The organism is Streptomyces sp. NBC_00019, from assembly GCF_045041015.1.
Classification (GTDB): Bacteria; Actinomycetota; Actinomycetes; order Streptomycetales; family Streptomycetaceae; genus Streptomyces.
Genome location: NZ_CP108302.1, coordinates 5,239,729 through 5,255,898, shown reverse-complemented (window position 1 = coordinate 5,255,898; position 16,170 = coordinate 5,239,729). Strand labels below are relative to the sequence as shown.

Annotated in this window: 16 protein-coding genes and 2 tRNA genes; 10 read left to right on the top strand and 8 right to left on the bottom strand. The window is 70.6% G+C overall.

Annotated features, from left to right (window positions below):
- Positions 1-89: 89 nt before the first annotated feature.
- Together OHU89_RS24710 and OHU89_RS24705 are read right to left on the bottom strand one after the other, a co-directional pair.
- Positions 90-4,382 (bottom strand): PAS domain-containing protein, encoded by a 4,293-nt coding sequence (locus tag OHU89_RS24710; protein WP_405645908.1) that lies wholly within the window; start codon positions 4,380-4,382, stop codon positions 90-92.
- A gap of 268 nt (positions 4,383-4,650) precedes the next feature.
- On the bottom strand, positions 4,651-5,112 hold the full coding sequence (locus OHU89_RS24705) for an SSI family serine proteinase inhibitor (protein ID WP_266890262.1): 462 nt from the start codon (positions 5,110-5,112) through the stop codon (positions 4,651-4,653).
- Positions 5,113-5,283: 171 nt separating this feature from the next.
- Here OHU89_RS24705 and OHU89_RS24700 point away from each other — a divergent pair.
- Both OHU89_RS24700 and OHU89_RS24695 read left to right on the top strand, forming a co-directional pair.
- Positions 5,284-5,374 (top strand) — tRNA-Ser (locus OHU89_RS24700).
- A 187-nt stretch (positions 5,375-5,561) separates the two neighbouring features.
- Positions 5,562-5,637, top strand: a tRNA-Arg gene (locus OHU89_RS24695).
- 118 nt (positions 5,638-5,755) lie between these two features.
- Here OHU89_RS24695 and OHU89_RS24690 read toward each other — a convergent pair.
- Positions 5,756-6,976, bottom strand: a complete 1,221-nt coding sequence (locus OHU89_RS24690; protein ID WP_405645906.1) for a tyrosine-type recombinase/integrase — start codon at positions 6,974-6,976, stop codon at positions 5,756-5,758.
- The gene (locus OHU89_RS24685) at positions 6,969-7,475 is read right to left on the bottom strand and encodes a helix-turn-helix domain-containing protein (RefSeq protein ID WP_405645905.1); all 507 of its coding nucleotides are present in this window, start codon (positions 7,473-7,475) and stop codon (positions 6,969-6,971) included. The genes OHU89_RS24690 and OHU89_RS24685 overlap by 8 nt, the downstream gene beginning before the upstream one ends.
- Positions 7,476-7,618: 143 nt before the next feature.
- Here OHU89_RS24685 and OHU89_RS24680 point away from each other — a divergent pair, with 143 nt between their 5' ends.
- The 7 genes from OHU89_RS24680 (at position 7,619) to OHU89_RS24650 (ending at position 12,680) form a co-directional block, all read left to right on the top strand.
- Positions 7,619-7,816 carry a helix-turn-helix domain-containing protein gene (locus OHU89_RS24680; protein ID WP_405645903.1) on the top strand — a complete coding sequence of 66 codons (198 nt, stop codon included), beginning with the start codon at positions 7,619-7,621 and terminating at the stop codon, positions 7,814-7,816.
- Positions 7,813-8,022 carry a helix-turn-helix domain-containing protein gene (locus OHU89_RS24675; RefSeq protein WP_405645901.1) on the top strand — a complete coding sequence of 70 codons (210 nt, stop codon included), beginning with the start codon at positions 7,813-7,815 and terminating at the stop codon, positions 8,020-8,022. Before OHU89_RS24680 ends, OHU89_RS24675 begins: the two co-directional genes overlap by 4 nt.
- Positions 8,023-8,208: 186 nt before the next feature.
- Positions 8,209-9,027 carry a bifunctional DNA primase/polymerase gene (locus OHU89_RS24670; protein WP_405645899.1) on the top strand — a complete coding sequence of 273 codons (819 nt, stop codon included), beginning with the start codon at positions 8,209-8,211 and terminating at the stop codon, positions 9,025-9,027.
- Positions 9,024-10,394, top strand: a complete 1,371-nt coding sequence (locus tag OHU89_RS24665) for an AAA family ATPase (RefSeq protein ID WP_405645897.1) — start codon at positions 9,024-9,026, stop codon at positions 10,392-10,394. The genes OHU89_RS24670 and OHU89_RS24665 overlap by 4 nt, the downstream gene beginning before the upstream one ends.
- Positions 10,395-10,657: 263 nt before the next feature.
- Complete coding sequence (locus OHU89_RS24660) at positions 10,658-10,846, top strand: hypothetical protein (protein WP_405645895.1); 189 nt, start codon at positions 10,658-10,660, stop codon at positions 10,844-10,846.
- Entirely contained in the window at positions 10,831-11,118 is a 288-nt protein-coding gene (locus tag OHU89_RS24655) for a hypothetical protein (protein WP_405645894.1), read from the top strand. The genes OHU89_RS24660 and OHU89_RS24655 overlap by 16 nt, the downstream gene beginning before the upstream one ends.
- A gap of 293 nt (positions 11,119-11,411) precedes the next feature.
- Positions 11,412-12,680: a phage major capsid protein gene (locus OHU89_RS24650; RefSeq protein ID WP_405645892.1), complete on the top strand. Its 1,269-nt coding sequence runs from the start codon at positions 11,412-11,414 to the stop codon at positions 12,678-12,680.
- Positions 12,681-12,783: 103 nt separating this feature from the next.
- On the opposite strand, the gene cyaB is transcribed toward OHU89_RS24650, so the two are convergent.
- Both cyaB and OHU89_RS24640 read right to left on the bottom strand, forming a co-directional pair.
- Entirely contained in the window at positions 12,784-13,338 is a 555-nt protein-coding gene (gene cyaB / locus OHU89_RS24645) for a class IV adenylate cyclase (RefSeq protein WP_405645890.1), read from the bottom strand.
- 18 nt (positions 13,339-13,356) lie between these two features.
- On the bottom strand, positions 13,357-14,208 hold the full coding sequence (locus OHU89_RS24640; RefSeq protein ID WP_405645889.1) for a helix-turn-helix domain-containing protein: 852 nt from the start codon (positions 14,206-14,208) through the stop codon (positions 13,357-13,359).
- A gap of 168 nt (positions 14,209-14,376) precedes the next feature.
- Here OHU89_RS24640 and OHU89_RS24635 point away from each other — a divergent pair, with 168 nt between their 5' ends.
- Complete coding sequence (locus tag OHU89_RS24635; RefSeq protein ID WP_405645888.1) at positions 14,377-14,922, top strand: DUF6415 family natural product biosynthesis protein; 546 nt, start codon at positions 14,377-14,379, stop codon at positions 14,920-14,922.
- 379 nt (positions 14,923-15,301) lie between these two features.
- Here the strand turns inward: OHU89_RS24635 and OHU89_RS24630 are convergent, their stop codons facing one another.
- Positions 15,302-15,655: a hypothetical protein gene (locus OHU89_RS24630; RefSeq protein ID WP_405645886.1), complete on the bottom strand. Its 354-nt coding sequence runs from the start codon at positions 15,653-15,655 to the stop codon at positions 15,302-15,304.
- Positions 15,652-16,167: a hypothetical protein gene (locus OHU89_RS24625; protein ID WP_405645884.1), complete on the bottom strand. Its 516-nt coding sequence runs from the start codon at positions 16,165-16,167 to the stop codon at positions 15,652-15,654. The genes OHU89_RS24630 and OHU89_RS24625 overlap by 4 nt, the downstream gene beginning before the upstream one ends.
- Between the last annotated feature and the right edge of the window lie 3 nt (positions 16,168-16,170).

The window sequence follows — 16,170 nt, the reverse complement described above, 5'->3', positions numbered from 1 at the left end:
GCGTCGTTTTGCACTGAGGCCCACCGTCCGAGCCGGTACGCCTGAGCCGGTACGCCTGACCCTGCGTGCCCCAGCCCCAGCCCCCGCGCCTAGTTCGTCCCGATCCGCGCCAGCAGATCCACGATCCGCGCCTGCACCTCACCACTGGTGGACCGCTCCGCCAGGAACAGCACCGTCTCGCCGGACGCCAGCCGCGGCAGGTCCGCCTGGTCGACGGCGGCGGTGTAGACGACGAGCGGGGTGCGGTTGAGCTGCCCGTTCGCGCGCAGCCAGTCGACGATGCCGGCCTGGCGGCGGTGCACCTGGTGCAGGTCCATCACGACCAGGTTCGGCCGGAACTGCCCCGCCAGCGTCACCGCGTCCGCGTCGCTCGCGGCCCGCGCCACCTGCATCCCGCGCCGCTCCAGCGTCGCGGTCAGCGCCAGCGCGATCTCCGCGTGCTCCTCGATCAGCAGCACGCGCGGCGGGTGCTGCTCGCTGTCCCGCGGTGCCAGGGCCTTCAGGAGTACGGCGGGATCGGCACCGTACGCCGCCTCGCGCGTCGCCTGTCCGAGCCCCGCGGTCACCATCACCGGCACCGAGGCGGCCACCGCGGCCTGCCGCAGCGACTGCAGTGCGGTCCGGGTGATCGGCCCGGTCAGCGGGTCCACGAACAGCGCGGCCGGGAACGCGGCGATCTGCGCGTCGACCTCTTCGCGCGAGTGCACGATGACGGGCCGGTAGCCGCGGTCGCTGAGCGCCTGCTGCGTGGTGACGTCCGGCGCGGGCCACACCAGCAGCCGGCGCGGGTTGTCCAGCGGCTCCGGGGGCAGTTCGTCGTCCATGGGCTGCGGCCGCGGGGTGTCCGCGATCTCGACGGCCCCACCGGGACCGTCCAGCGGCTCGGGCCCCTCGGCGGCGTTCTCGTCCGGTGCGCCTATGGCGTACGACCGTCCGGTGCCCTCGGTCAGCTGCGCCAGCCGGGACTGTCCGGCCATCGAGGGCTGGGGCTGCGCGGGCGCCTGCCCGGCCAACGACGGCTGGGGCTGCGCCGGGGTCTGCTCGGCCGTCGGATGCGGGCGCCCGGCGGCCGGGTCGGGCGGTGTGCCGAGCTTGCGGCGGCGGCCGGAACCCCCGGGCTGATGCGGCGCGGGCGTCGCCGTCGGCTGCTGGACCTGGGCCGCCTGCCGGGTGAACGGCACGCCCTGCCCCAGCGTCCGCACGCTGATCGCCCGCCCCTGCGTCGAGTTCGGGTCGACGGGCGCCGCGGCCTCCGCGGGCAGCGGCTGCGCCGGGCGGGCCTGCGCGGCCGCCTCCGGGGGCGGCGTGGTGCCGGGGGCCGGGGTGCCGGCGGACGGCACGGGCTGCGGGGCGTTCGGCGGTACGGCGTTGTCGTCGGCGGGCCACGGCTGGGGAGCCGGGGTGCCCTGGGGTGCCTGACCGGGAGCGGCCTCGGCGGGGAGCGGCTGACCGGCGAGGGTCTGTCCGGAGGGTGCCTGGGCGGGCAGCGCGGTCTGACCGGTGGCGTGCTGCGCGGGGACGGCGGCGGGCCGGGCGGCCTGGGCGGGGACCGGCTGAGCGGTCTGCTGCCCGGCGGTCGCCTGCGGTGCCAGAACCCCCTGCTGTTGCGCCGGAACCCCCTGCGCCGGCGTCCCACCGGCCTCCGCGGGCGCACCTACGGCCCGTCGGCGCCGGCCCGTGGGCGCGGACGCGGGGTGCGGCTGCGGCGGTGTGTGGTCACCGGACTGGTCGTGCGGCACGGCGTCGTGCCGACCGTCGTCGACGAGCCCGGCGGCGGGAACGGCCTGCCCAGGGACATGGACGGCGACCTGAGCGCCCGGCACCTGCGCGGGTACGGCGGCCGCACCGGGCGCCTGCCCGGGAAGACCGGCCTGGACCGGAACCTGTGCGGGCACGGCGATCTGACCCGGCAACTGCCCGGGAACGGCGCCCTGGGCGCCGGGTGCCTGCATGGGCACACCGCCCTGGCCCTGCCCCGGAACGTGCGCCTGCCCGACCGCGGCCGCCGGCTGTTGCGCGCCGCCCGGCCCGTCCGGAGTGCCCTCGGCCCGGTCCGCGTCCGCGGGCGGCAGGGCGAACACCGCGCGGGGCGCGGCTTCCTGCGCGGCGGCCCGCTCGTTCGCGGCGGCCAGGGCGCGGCGCCGACGTCCGGTCGGCTGCGTCCCGCCGCCCTCCGCGGGCTCGGCGGACGCGATCGCGGGCAGCGCCGGCGGCAGCGCGTGCTGCTCACCGGAGCCGGAGCCGGAGCCCGGGCCCGCACCGGAGTCCTGTGGAGCACGGCGCCCCTCCGCAGGCGCGGGCACACCCTGCGGCGGCACGGTCCCGCCCAGACCGCTCCCCACGGCCGCGGTCCCCGCGGCGTACTCGGCGGCCGTGACGACGGCACCCTCGGACACGCCCGCGTCGACCCCGTCGGCCACGTCCTCACCGGCAACCTCGGCCGGCCTGCCCCGCCGCCGCCCGGTACCACCCGACCCGGACTCCACGCCGGAGGTCAGCGCCGGAAGGGCCGGAGCCTCCTCCGTACGCCTTCTGCGGCGCCCGGTGGGCGTGCCCTCGGCCCCGTCGGAGGCGGGGTCCGCGCCGATGCCGGAAGCCTCCGGCGCATCGCTCTCCAGGAACGCGTCGACGGACGACCGCCGCGCCCGGCGCCGCCCGCCCCCGCCATCGGTCCCGGCAGGCGGCTCGATCGCAGCCGGACCGGCCGCCGCGACGGCCCCCGCCCCACCGCCGATGGGCACTTCGAGGACGTAGGCGCTCCCGCTCATCCCCGGCACTTCATGCGTCTGCAGCACCCCGCCGTGGGCGCGCACGATCCCGCGCACGATCGGCTCGTGCACCGGGTCTCCCCCGGCGTACGGCCCGCGCACCTCGATGCGTACGACCTCGCCGCGCTGTGCCGCCGCCACGACGACGGTGTTGTCCATGTACCCGCCCGCCGACACGGGCGAGTTGCCGGTCGCGTCGACGCCGGCGACGTCCGCGACGAGGTGGGCGAGGGACCGGGCGAGGAGCTGCGGGTCGACCTCGGCCTCGATGGGCGGGGCGTGCACGGCGAACTGCACGCGCCCCGGCCCGATGAGCTCCACGGCCCCGTCGACGCCCGCCGCGACGACGGCGTCGAGCATCACTTTCGTCCGTGTGATGCCGTCCGTGCCGGTCTCGAGGCGCTGGTAGGCGAGCACGTTGTCGATGAGCTGGGTGATCCGCGAGTACCCCGCGGACAGGTGGTGCAGCACCTGGTTGGCCTCGGGCCACAACTGCCCGGCGTCGTCCGCGGCCAGCGCGGCGAGTTCGCGGCGCAGTTCGTCGAGGGGCCCGCGCAGGGAGGCTCCGAGCAGGGTGAGGAGCTGTTCATGCCGCCCGGCGAGCGCCTCGTACCGGTCCTTCTCCCGCTCCCCGAGGGAGGCGTACCGCTCCTCGCCCGCGGCGAGTTCCTCCTCGTGCTGCTCCTGGAGTCCCTCGACCTCGTTGATGTGCTTCTGGCGCAGGGCGGTCAGCTCGGAGGCATGCTCCTCGGCGAGCCGCTCCAGCTCCTCCGCGTGCCGCGCCTCGGCGGCCTCCTTCTCCTCGGCGAGCTGGTCGTACGGCCGCCGGTCGGTGAAGGTCATGACAGCCCCGACGAGCTGGTCACCGTCCCGCACCGGCGCGGTCGTCAGGTCGACGGAGACCTTGTCGCCCTTCTTCGACCACACCACCTGCCCGCGCACCCGGTGCTTGCGCCCGGAGCGCAGGGTGTCGGCGAGCGGGGACTCCTCGTACGGGAACGGTGTGCCGTCCGCGCGGGAGTGCAGCATGAGTTCGTGCAGCTCGCGGCCGCCGAGATCGCTGGCCCGGTAGCCCAGTATCTGGGCGGCGGCCGGGTTGACGAGCACGATCCGCCCGTCGGTGTCGGTACCGACGACCCCCTCGGACGCGGCCCTCAGGATCATCTCGGTCTGCCGCTGCGAACGCGCCAGCTCGGCCTCGGTGTCGACGGTCCCGGTGAGGTCCCGTACGACGAGCATCAGCAGCTCGTCGCTGCCGTAGCCGTAGTTGTCGTAGGCCTGCTGGCCGTTCTCGAGATTGGCGCTGGTCACCTCGACCGGGAACTCGGCCCCGTCGGTCCGGCGCGCGATCATCCGCGTCGGCTTGGTCTGCCCCCGCGGATCCATGTGGTCCGGTCGCCGCATCGACCCCGGGATCAGCTTGGAGTCGAACTCGGGCAGCAGATCGAGCAGCCCGCGCCCGACCAGAGCCGTACCCGGCGCCTCGAAGGCCTCGAGGGCGATGGTGTTGGCGTTCACGACGGTTCCGTTGGCGTTGACCAGGACCAACGCGTCGGGCAGCGCGTCGAGTATGGCTGCGAGGCGAGCAGCGCCTCGGGATGGCCTGCTGCTCACGAGACGCTTCCTCCCTGTTACCGCACCTTGCCGACCGCTCGGGCCATCTTGCCAACCGGCCCGCGACGTGTCACGCGAGGGAGTCTAAGGGCAGCGGTTGTGCCGGGGGTCCCGGATGAGAGGGAGGTCGCACGACGAAGTGACGTAGAACGTGTGACCGCACGCGCGACCACCTGCTTCTACTGCGCGATACCTCCGCGGGACTTTCGCAGGACTTTTATGGACGCCCTGTTTCCGCCATGAAATGCCTGTGCGAGGTACTTGGTGCCTACCGGCCCATGTCGGGCAGCACGGGAACGAGCCGGTCCCAACGGCCGATCTGGCAGCCGTCGCTCCGGTCGTACCGCGCGTCGACGGGCCGTCCGGCCCAGGTCCCGGTGACATGCGCGGTGGCCGGCCCGCCGTACTGCATGGTGCACAGGCTTCGCTCGGGTACGGGGGCGAAGGTGTCCTTGCCCCAGCGCGCACCGCGGTCGAGCGCGGCGCACGCGCTGCCGGCGTCGGGGTGGGTGCCGCCGCCGGGATGGCAGTACAGCTCGAAGGTCCCGTCCTTGGCGCCGCCCGCGTTCCGCACGGTGACGGTGAGGTGGTCGCCGACGCGGTCGTCGTCGCGGGCGGGCGGGGGCATGAGGGTGTGGGCGGAGGCGGGTACGGCGGTGACGGAACCGGCGGCGACGAGAGTGGAGGCGCCGAGGACGAGGAGCCGGGCGAGCCGGGCGGACTGGAGCATGACCTGACTAACGCGCCCCGCCCCGACCGGTTGCGCCACGTCTCTCGCACCGTCGGTAGGGCTTTGCCCTGCGGCCCGCCTGCCTAGTACCGTGGGAGGCGATTGGTGACACCGCGCTCGACTGTGTCATCATCTGGACGCACCACTCGCGCTCGCGCGGATGGCTGTGCTGGAGGCGTCGCCTAGTCCGGTCTATGGCGCCGCACTGCTAATGCGGTTTGGGACTTAAATCCCATCGAGGGTTCAAATCCCTCCGCCTCCGCGCTTGATCACGAAGCCCCGGTCTTTCGGCCGGGGCTTCGTCGTTGCCACCAAGGCCTTCTCGGGCCGTTTCCGCAGCTCACAACGGGTACGGCAAACGGATTTCACATGGCGGCGGCAGTCATGTAATGTTCTTCCTGTCGCCGCGAGCGGCCCGGAAGGGCAGGAACGGCGGGAAAACAAAACAAGCACTCGTAGCTTAACGGATAGAGCATCTGACTACGGATCAGAAGGTTGCAGGTTCGAATCCTGCCGAGTGCACCAGAGAAAAGGCACCTAGAGTGCTGGTCAGAGGCCCTGAACTGCTAAGGCGGATCGGGGCCTTTGTCATGCTTGACGAGCGTTCGTCTCACGATTTCTCACATCCGCCGTTTGATCATGGTCAGCCGAGCAGCTCAGCGAGCTTGTCTGAGCCCGCCTTGAGCGACTGCGGGTCGGGGTGTACGTAGGTGCGTTTCGTGAACGACAGGTCGCTGTGTCCGGCCCACGCACTCACCACGGTGTCTGGCACGCCGTTGTTGGCCATCCACGACAGGCACGCGTGCCGGGCGTCGTACAGGCGGACCTTGCGTACCCCGGCCGTCTCCATCCGCTCGTACGCCCGCCGGCGCAACCAGTCGGTCTTGACCGCGGCCCCCAGCTCGTCGACGACAACGCGCCCCGAGGCCTCGTAGCCATCGCCGGACTGGAGACGCTCGCGCGCCTGGCGGGTTCGGAACATCCGCAGCGCGGCGAGCACGATCGTCGGCAACGGCAACTTCCGCTCGCCAGAAGCCGACTTGGTGTCCTTCTCGATCACCTCGCCCGCCACCAGCGTCCGCGTCTTCTCGACGGACACGGTGCCGGCCTCGAGGTCCACGTCGATCCACCGGAGGCCGCACACCTCCGCTGGCCGCAGGCCGATCAGCGACAGCAGCATCGCGGCGTACAGGCGGTCCGGGGCCACGTGCGCGAGGAACGTCTTCACCTCGTCCTCAGTCCACGGCACGCGTCCCTTGCGGCGCTCCTTGTCCTCCTTCCGGGCCTGCCTCGGGATCGTGACGTGCTCGGCCACGTTCCGCGCGACCAGGCCCCGGCGGATGCCCAGGTTGAGGGCGGCCCGCAGACGACCGAGGGTGAGGCTCACCGTGCGGACGCTCAGGCCCGTGCCGGCCTTGCCGCCGATCCGGCGGGCGCTGCTGAGCATCCAGTCGATGAGCGACTCGACGTCGTCCTCGGTGAGTTGCTGCAGCCGCTTGGTGCCAAGGTGCGTACGGACGTACCGCATCGCGTCCTCGTAGGACCGCTTCGTGGCCACCTCGACGTCTCGCGTCGCCGCCTTCAGCCACATGTCGACCAGCTCGGCCACGGTCGTCTTCGCCGGAGCGATGAACGTGCCGGTCGCCTTCTGGTGCTGGATCCGCGCGTACTCGTTGACCGCCTCGGTCTTGGTGTCCTTTGTGACGGTGAGCTGCTTCCGCCGCATCACCGGCTCCCCGGTCTCCGGGTTGAGGATCACTGCGCCCGTGGTCTTGTCCCTCTTGGGCTCCTGGCCGACGTCGACGACGAATCGGTACCGGACCTTGCCGCCTCTTAGCGTGATCTTCTTGATCGGGTCAGCCATCGTCGTCCTGCCGTCGTGGGCGGAACCCAGCGGCGCCGGAGACCCGGTCGTCTCCCTGAGTGGTGAAGAGGCCGATGGGGCGGGAGTTCAGCAGGAACTCGACCTGTGCGCGGTCCGCCTCCTCCTCCCCGTCTGGGAGCAGGATCGGCTCCTGGCACCACATCCACCGCCAAGCGAGCGTGGCCTCGACCTCGCCGGCGCCCGTGACCTCAGCCGTACCGCGGGCGTCCTGCGGCAAGAGCAGGGTCGCAGGCGAGACGCCGAGGGCGATAGCGAGCGCGACCAGGTCGTCGACGTCGACGCGCCTGATCTGCTTCGTCGTGCCTTCCTCGGAGCCGTTCTCGATCTTGTTGATCGCGTCCTGGCTCAGACTCCGGCCGACCTTACCGAGCGCTTCGGAGAGAGCCCGGAGGCTCATCCCACGTGCTGCGCGTAGCCGCTTCACGTTCGCGGCTACGGCTCGTCCGCTGGCACTCAATTCGATGCGTCCTGTCGTCATGATCTCGATGCTAGCCATCGAGATCTTCTCGAAAATCTCCAAGATCTTGTGGAAACTTCCCCTTGGCCCTACGCTCGCCATCATCACGTAGCATCACGCGATGATGCAAGTAGTCATCGAGAAAATCTCGAAGGAGGTTGAGGGTGAAGATCGAATGGCTCACGCCGCGAGAGGTGGCTCAGCAACTCCGAGTGCACCCCGGAACGCTGGCCAACTGGAGATACCAGGGCATCGGCCCCGAGTTCACGAAGCTGTCGCCCGCCCCCAACTCCCCGGTGCGGTACAGGCGTGACCACGTCGACACGTACATGCGCCAGCGGATGGGGGGTGCGTCCGCATGACGCTCGCGACCCCGCCCACCCTGGACGAGATCCGCACGTGGCCGGCCACCGTCAGCATCCCCCAGGCCGCAGAAGGCCTCGGCATCTCGAAGTCGCACCTCTACGACCTGGTGAAGCGCGGCGAGGCACCCGTACGCACGCTCTCGTTCGGCGCCCGGTACCGCGTCATCACCGCGTCGCTGGTCTCCCTTCTGGAGAGCGCATAAGACGGCCCCCACCAGACCGCAGGTGTATCCAGCACCCGCGCGGCAGGGGCCCTCATCCGATCCAGAAAAGCCGAAGCCCCGGGCTCATCGCTCGGCAGCGACCCAGGGCTTCAACACAGAACGGACCCTCAGATGATGACACGCTCCGTCGTCGCCGGACGACCCGAACCGAGAGGCGGTAGGCCGATGCTCGAGCACTCTCTCGCCTACGCGCAGCACGGTTGGAGCGTCTTCCCGCTCGCGGGCAAGACTCCGGCGATCCCTCGCGCGCACGAGGCCGGACACCCGTGCCGCGGTGAGTGCGGCCAGCACGGGCACGGCTATCACGACGCCACGCGCGACCCAGCACAAATCACCGCATGGTGGAGCCGCTACCCGTCCGCCGGTATCGGTCTGCCCTGCGCCCCGAACGGCCTGGCCGTGGTCGACGTTGACCCCCGCAACGGCGGACACGCGACGCTGTGCCGCCTCGAGGCCGAGCACGGGCCACTGCCCGCCACTCTCATGCAGATCACGGGCGGGGACGGACTCCACATGGTCTACGCCCACCCCGGCACGGACCTGCCCGGCAAGCTCGGTCCCGGCATCGACGTGAAGGCCAACGGCTACATCGTCGCCGCGCCCTCCCTGCACCCGTCCGGCGCCCGATATCGCTGGTCGGGCGACGGCCGGTTCACCCACCCGCTCACCCTCTGGCCCGGCTTCCTGGGAACCCGTAACGCCCCGCCCCGCCCCGTACAGCAGATCGAGACGGCCCGCCCCTTCGACGGGCTCGTCGGCCTGGTCGCGTTCGTCCTCGAGGCCCGCGAGGGAGAGCGGAACTCCCGACTGTTCTGGGCAAGTTGCCGCGCCCTCGAGCTGGTGCGCGCGGGCAAGGTCGACGGAGACGCCATGCGCGGCGCCCTGCTCGACGCCGCGGCCCGCATCGGGCTGTCGGACGCCGAAGCCTCGAGGACACTGCACAGCGCGGAACGGGCGCCGCGCCGGGCGGGAGCGGTCGCGTGACCGACCCCCGTGACGTCGCCCGCGAGACGCTCGAGCGCAACGGGGTCACCGAGGCCTCGCTCGCTCCCCGACGATCGCTGAAGATCACCCGCGCCTCGGACATCGAGCCCGAGCCGGTGGTGTGGGCGTGGGTCGACGAGGGCGAGGGACGCATCCCTGCCGGTGCCCTGTCGGTCGCGGCCGGCCGAGAGGGCACAGGGAAGTCCTCGTTCGGGATGTGGATGGCCGCGCACATCACCCGCGGCACCCTCCCCGGCTCCTTCTACGGGCGCCCCCGCGCGGTCTTCTATGTGGCCGTGGAGGACTCGTGGAAGCAGACGATCGTGCCCCGCCTCATCGGGGCCGGCGCTGACCTCGACCTCGTGTACCGGGTAGAGGCCGTGGAAGCCGAGTACGGCGAGACGACACTCAGCCTGCCGCAGGACAACTCTCTGATGGAGCAGGCCATCGACGAGCACGGCGTGGCCCTGGTCGTCCTCGACCCGCTCATGTCCTGCATCGGCAAGGGCATCGACACCCACCGCGAGCGTGACGTACGCCTGGCCCTCGACCCGCTCGCCAGGATGGCCGACCGTACGGGTGCCGTGCTGCTCGGGATCGCCCACTTCAACAAGGGGGCGAGCACCGACCCGGCCTCGCTCATCACAGGGTCGGGGGCCTTCAAGAACGTCCCGCGCGCCGTGTTCGGATTCGCCCGCGACGACGACAACGAATGCCGTGTGATGACCCAGGCGAAGAACAGCCTCGGTCGCGCGGACCTGCCCTCGCTGTCGTACCTCATCGAGTCGGCCACCGTGCCCACCAGGGCAGGCGAAGCCAGAGTTGGCCGGTTCGTCTTTACCGGCCGCGCGGACCGCACGGTGGACGAGATCCTCTCAGCCGGGCAGGAGACCGACCGAGGCGACCGGGACGTCGCTGCCGAGTGGCTGCGCGGCTATCTCGAGAGCCAGGGCGGTGAAGCATCCAGCAAGGACGTGAAGAGGGCGGCAGCGGCTGACGACATCTCGGAGCGCACCTTGCAGCGCGCCATGCGTAAGGCAGGCGTGAAGGCGGAACGCGCGGGTTTCGGCAAGGGGTCGGTCTGGCGGATCTCCGAGCACTTCCCCGACACGCAGAGTGACGACGCTCCGGCGGTCGCGCCACAGTCGCGCCATTCACGCCAGGGTTCAGACCCTGGCGCCAATGGCGCGAACGGCGGCGCGAACGGCGCGACGCCGGATCAGACCTCACTAAGCGTGACAGATAGCGATCATGGTCGGCACGATCGGGCTACGCCGGAGGATCCGCCCGCGAGGTCGCCGCGCTCGCCCACGCTCGCCCTCGTTGCCGTGGCCAAGGGGGAGGGGGAGTCGAAATCACCAAACTGATTTCCCGGGGCCCCGGCGCGGTCAACTCGGCGCACACCGTCTCAGAAAAAGTTTTGCTCGAGGGGCCCTCGAGACGGAGATCGCAAGAGTGAAAACAGCAGGTCAGGTTGGGTGCTCGATCTCACCGAGAGCCCTGCGGACACGTCGGGAGGCGCGTTGGCGTTCAGCTAAAACGCTGTTTGACGCGTCGTCAGGCGTGCGTTTCAGCAGGTCAGACAGGGTGTAAGGCGAGTCGAACGCCAGACACACAAGGGAGGAAGAACATGGTTGACCAGGGAGAACACCTCGAGGACACCCCCGAAGCGGGCGCAGTCGCTGAGCCCGTTCCGGCCGCAGCGCCGTTCGTGACTGTGCGGATGCCGCGGCGGACGTTCCTCGACGACGACGACACGATGGCCCTGCCGGCGGACGCGGCGAGCCACTGGGACCGGGAGGCGTGGAACCGATGCTGATCCGGCCGTTGGGCGGCAGCGAGGCCGCAGGGATGGGCTTGCTCCTGGACGTCATTGAGCACGTCTCGAGCACGGAGCTCCTCCGGGGCCCGTGGTTCTCACAGAGCAACGAGCGGCGGCTGATGGACGGCCGCGCCAACGTCTGGTTCGTGGCCGACGACCGGAAGTCGGTACAGCGGGTGTCGCTGCTGCTGTGCCCATGCTCCTGCGCGGAGGTGACGACGTACGCCGACGGCATCGAGGTATCCCGCGTTGTCGGTCGTGCGGCGTAGTCTGTTGGCAGGTTGATCGACGGCCAGCAGTTGGGACCGCGAGTCGACTCATTCCGTGAGTACGGCGCTCGAGGCGCAGGCGGCGGCCACCGGTATCCACTCCGGCCGCCAAGTCGCCCGCCTCGAGTCCCGGCCCGAATGACTCGCCGCCGCCCCTCCGGTCCGCCCAGTTCGGCGCCACCCGGTAGCAACTGCTGAGTGCCAGCGTCAGGCCGCGCGTCCTCGAGACGCCCGCGCCGGCGGTCCGCCTCCGTGCACCGGGAAGAGACCCAACTTCCCGAAGGAGGCGGCAGATGCCTGCCGATGCGAAGACGTTGAGGATGGAAGGGCGCAAGGCGCTCATCGAGGCCAAGGGGATCGCTGCCCTGGCTGAGGCGGAAGGCCGTGACTTCACGCCTAATGAAGCCAGGACTGTGCAGGCCGCCATTGCGAAGGGGAGGAACCTACTCGAGCAGGCCGCCGCGGCCGAACGCGGTCCCGGACCGGACGACGACCTGAAGGCGACACTGCGGCAGCTCGGGGACGACATCGCCCCGTCCGGTGACGGTAGTTTTCGACAGGGGCGGACCGGCTTCCATGAGCGGGCGAGCGGCGCCAGCAAGGCCAGCCAGCACCCTCGAGTGAAGGCGGCCGGCGGCTCGGACTGGGGCAGCAAGGTCCGCGATGCCGTATCCGGGAGCGCTGGCTACAAGGGCATTCTCGCGTCGGGGGCCGTGCCCCTGACGGTCCCGCTCGACCCGGAGCCGATCCGCATCGGCGTACCCGTGCTGGCTCTGCGCCAGCTCATCCCGACCGTGACGGGGCCCTCGAGGTTCGGCTACCTGCGGCAGACCGTCCGTACGAACAACGCGGCACCGGTGGCGCGCGGGGCGCTGAAGCCGACCAGCGTCTACACGTGGGAGCGGATCGACGACCGGACGCGGACGATCGCGCACCTGTCGGAGCCGATCGCCCGCCAGGACCTGCGCGATGCTCCGTCCCTCGAGCGCGTCCTGGACGTCGAAATGCGCCTGGGGACGGAACTGTCCCTCGAGGGGCAGATCATCAACGGAAGCGGCTCCGGCGAGAACATGACCGGCATCGCTAACGTGTCCGGCTCGCAGGCGCAGGCCTGGGATACGGACCTGCTCACCACGTTGCGCAAGGCCAAGACCAAGCTCGAGGTGAACTCGTTCATCGAGGGCGCGGCCTACGTGATGCACCCCAACGACTGGGAGACGGTGGAGCTCCTCGCCAACAACGAGGCGGACTACTACCTCGGGGGGCCGGTCCAGACGGTCGACGTCACCGCACGGCGCCTGTGGGGCCTGCCGGTCGTGTCGACCACGGCACAGACCGCCGGCACTGCGCACCTCGTGAACTTCGGCCTCGCGACCGAGCTGCAGCTCGTGGAAGACGTGCGGCTTGACTGGTCGGAGAACGTCTACGACCCGAACGCACTCGGGGCCGGATCGGGGGCATCGGACTTCCAGCGCAACATGGTCCGCTTCCGGTGCGAGATGGACGCCGGACTGAAGATCTTCCAGCCGTCCGCCATCGTCGAAATCGACCTCACCGCGTGAGCCCTCGCGTCGGTCAGGGGTGCGCCTGGTCGACGTGAGCATAGGGAAGGCCCGCCACGCTCTTCCAACCGTGGCGGGCCTTCCTGCTGCCTTCAGTTCCTGTTCAGCGTCGCTGTGCGGCCACAGCGCCCGTGTACGTCTCACGGGTCAAGTCCTGCGGGCCGATGCCGAGTTCGGCGAGTACGGCGCGGATGTCCTCGAGAGCCGGCCTTACCTGGTCTTCGTCGACGAGAGTCTCGATCTCGAGGAACGTCCCGTCGATCTCCGGAACGCGAACGAGGGTGGCGAGCATCTGCCGGCCGTGCGCGGTGAAGTCGTAGTTCCTGCACCGCTTCTCGAACGCGATCAACTCCACATGACCGAGGCCGAGGAGGATCGCGTGCGCCTGGTCGGCATCGTCGACGCGGGTCTCGTGCTCGGGCTTCGAGCCGGAGTCCTCGTCGACCGCGGCGCCCTTGTAGGTGAGCACGGTGCGGGTGCCCTCTGCTCCGTGCACCGTGCGCACCCGCAGCTCCTCGCCAGCACGCTCAAGGGAGCCGTCCGGCCGGTCGTAGTACGTATCCCGGTACACCTCCACACGGGCCGTGGCCCGCCCCTCGAGCTCCTGCATGACCGCCTCCGGCGCGTGCACGCGCGCCTTCAACTCCGCCTCGATCACCTTCTGTTCCCTTCCCCTTCAGACCGTGCGCTGAGCCCCGTCGATCACGGCCTCGAACATCCTGCAGAACCCCCGGAACAGGGGCCCGTGCGGAGTCTCCATCACCTTGTACGTGGCCGACTCATGCCCTTCCCACCCCGCGTCGAAGGCACCGACGAACAAGGTGCCGTCCGTGCGGATGAGGCGCCAGGTCGGCAGCATCTTGTACCGCCACACTCCGATGTCACACCCGTCGGCCAGCTCCCTCAGACGTGCTTCGGCCAGACGGACTCCAGAGGCCAGAGACTCCGCGGACTCCCCGATCTCTGCCGCGCGGCGGCTCAGAGCCTCACTCTCGGGATCGAGCAGGGCTACCCGGATCCGGAGGCCGCGGCCCCCCTTCTCTCGCGGCAGACAGGCCCGCAAGAGACTGTCGTTCAGGCCGATCAGGCCAAGGCCGCGCACGGCCAGGACGTCCAGCTGCTGTGCCGCGCGTGCCTGTTGCTGGATCTCCTCGGCAGCGGAGCCCTGCGCGGCGTACACGCGGACGACTTCGGGAAATGCGGCGAGGTCGAAGGCGACTCCGCCCGCCCGCTTCTCACGGTTCGCGGCCAGGCCGAGGAGATGGCGTGCGTCGTCGGGCATGCGCAGACCATCGGCAATGCGCTCATAGACGTCCAACCGGGCCACTTCCCGGCGACCGTGGATGATCTCGTTCACCCGGGCCTGTGTCATGCCGGCCGCCATGGCGATGCGGGCCTGACTCGCGCCGGCGTACTGCTGCACGTGCCGGAAAACCGCGCCCATATCGCGAGCTCTCAAGGCCTGGCGCACTTCGGCGCGCTCCCACGCCCAGTCGGGAAGTTCGATCGGCTCGAGCAAGGTCGACATGAGACGCCCCCGGCTATCCGCAAACGGGATGGAAAGTCATCCCACGGTGAGATTACCGGCGGGGGATCGAGCCGCCCCCCTGCGCCACAAGATCCTTACCGGATCAGGTGAACCCCGCGGCCGCAGCAACGGCCCGGGGCGCGGCCGACGCTTTGAGGGAGCGACGACATGACGCACCGTACCGCTCAGGTGATGGATCAGGCAGAGGGAGATCGAGACGCCCCGGACCTGATGGTCATGCGTGAGACCGCCCTGATCGCGCTCACCCCCGATGCGACCCCCGACGCCCTGGCGCTGGCTCCCGACCAAGTGGCGACGCTCACGGCCACCCTGCGCGGGCATGTCGAGGTCCTCGCGCCCGACGTTGACCGGCTGCTGGCCACGCTCCCGAAGAACAGTCCTCAGCAGTTCTGCGCCCGCGCGTGCGTCGGCGAGGCGCGGGGGAAGCTCCGAGCCGGTCCGGCCGATTCCATGGAGTACGCACGGAAGCTGGCCCGCGTCCTGGTCGCACTGTGCAACCACTATGAGCAGATGCGCGACAGAGACGAGACGCCGGAAGCTGCTGCCCTGCGCCACCTAAGCGAGCACTCCGCAAGCTGCCGGACCTGCACGGCCGTGGACGGCCAGGGCGTCAACGTCAACGCGCAGTGCGAGACCGGTGATTTGCTGTACGAGGAATGGCGCGCGGCTCGCCGTTCCTCGCGCCCTCACTGACTACCCGATCTCCCGTGCTGGCCATTCACGCTCCCCTGGCGGATAGGCCAGCACGGGGCCCGCGTAGGCGCTTCTTCCGCGAGGTGCGCCGCACCCGTCCCGATGGCGGGTGACGCGGGCAGCAGAGCGGCCCCCGAGACGGGACCTGTGTCCCGTCTCGGGGGCCGTTTCCGTGGATGGCGGCAGGAGGGAGCGAACTACGGGTGTAGTGCTCGGGATGAAGTGTGAAGCGGCCCCGGGGAATCTCTCCCCGGGGCCGCCGACTTGGGGAGTAGCCAGTGCTACTCGCAGAAGTGGCCGATCGGGTACCAACCTGCGCACGAGGCGCAGTAGTAGAGCGGCTGCTGCTCGTACCCGAGGGCGGCGAGGAGGCGTCGGATCATCGCTCGGTCACCTCCCTGACGGTGTGGGTGTGGGTGTGGTTGGGGCGGTGCGGAAGCGTGAACTCGTAGATCAACACCCCCTTCTGAGCCTCAACGCGGGCAGGCTCGTGACCTGCGCATTCACGGCATGAGGGGTGCGTGTCCCCCGGTGGGGGAGCGGGGTTAGCTGTACGCCGCACGGACCGCCACAGTGCGAGCGTCGCCGTGGCGACCACGAAGAGCACCCCCGCGGCCTCGTCGATGGCGAACGCGGCCGCCACCACGACCCCGCCGAGGACGACCAAGACGCACGCGCCGGCCGCCCGTGACGACTCCTCTGGCTCCGCTGCTGGCTTCTTCTTCCCGCTCATCCGACGACCCCGTACACCGTGTTGCCGAGCCAGTTCGCCGCCATGGCGAGCGGCACAGCGGCGAACCCGGCCACGCCCGCGCTGGTGCCCAACGTGATGCCGCACCAGGCACCGCGCTTGAGGACGCCCGCACGGTCGCCGCTGGCCTTCTTCACTGCCGCGAGGAACGCGACGGTCAGGATCAGCACCAGGCAGGCCCCGGGGCCGGACAGCGGCATGAACGTCGCGCGGCCGGCCAGCTGGCCGCGGCTCTCGCCGACGCCCCACAACAGGGCGACGTCGCCGAGCCAGTTGGACAGGCCGAGGACGGCGCCGGAGGCGGTGCCGACGAGACCGGCGATGCCGAGGGTGGTCAGGGCGCCGTAGCACCAGGCGAGCAGCCAGGGGAGCAGCTTCTCTGCCTGCTTCAGCGGGTCTTTCATGAGGGACTTGCGGCCGGGCCACCAGGTGATGACTTGGTGGATGAGGAGGCAGAGGCCGATGGTCACTCCGCCGTAGGTGACGTAGTTCATGGG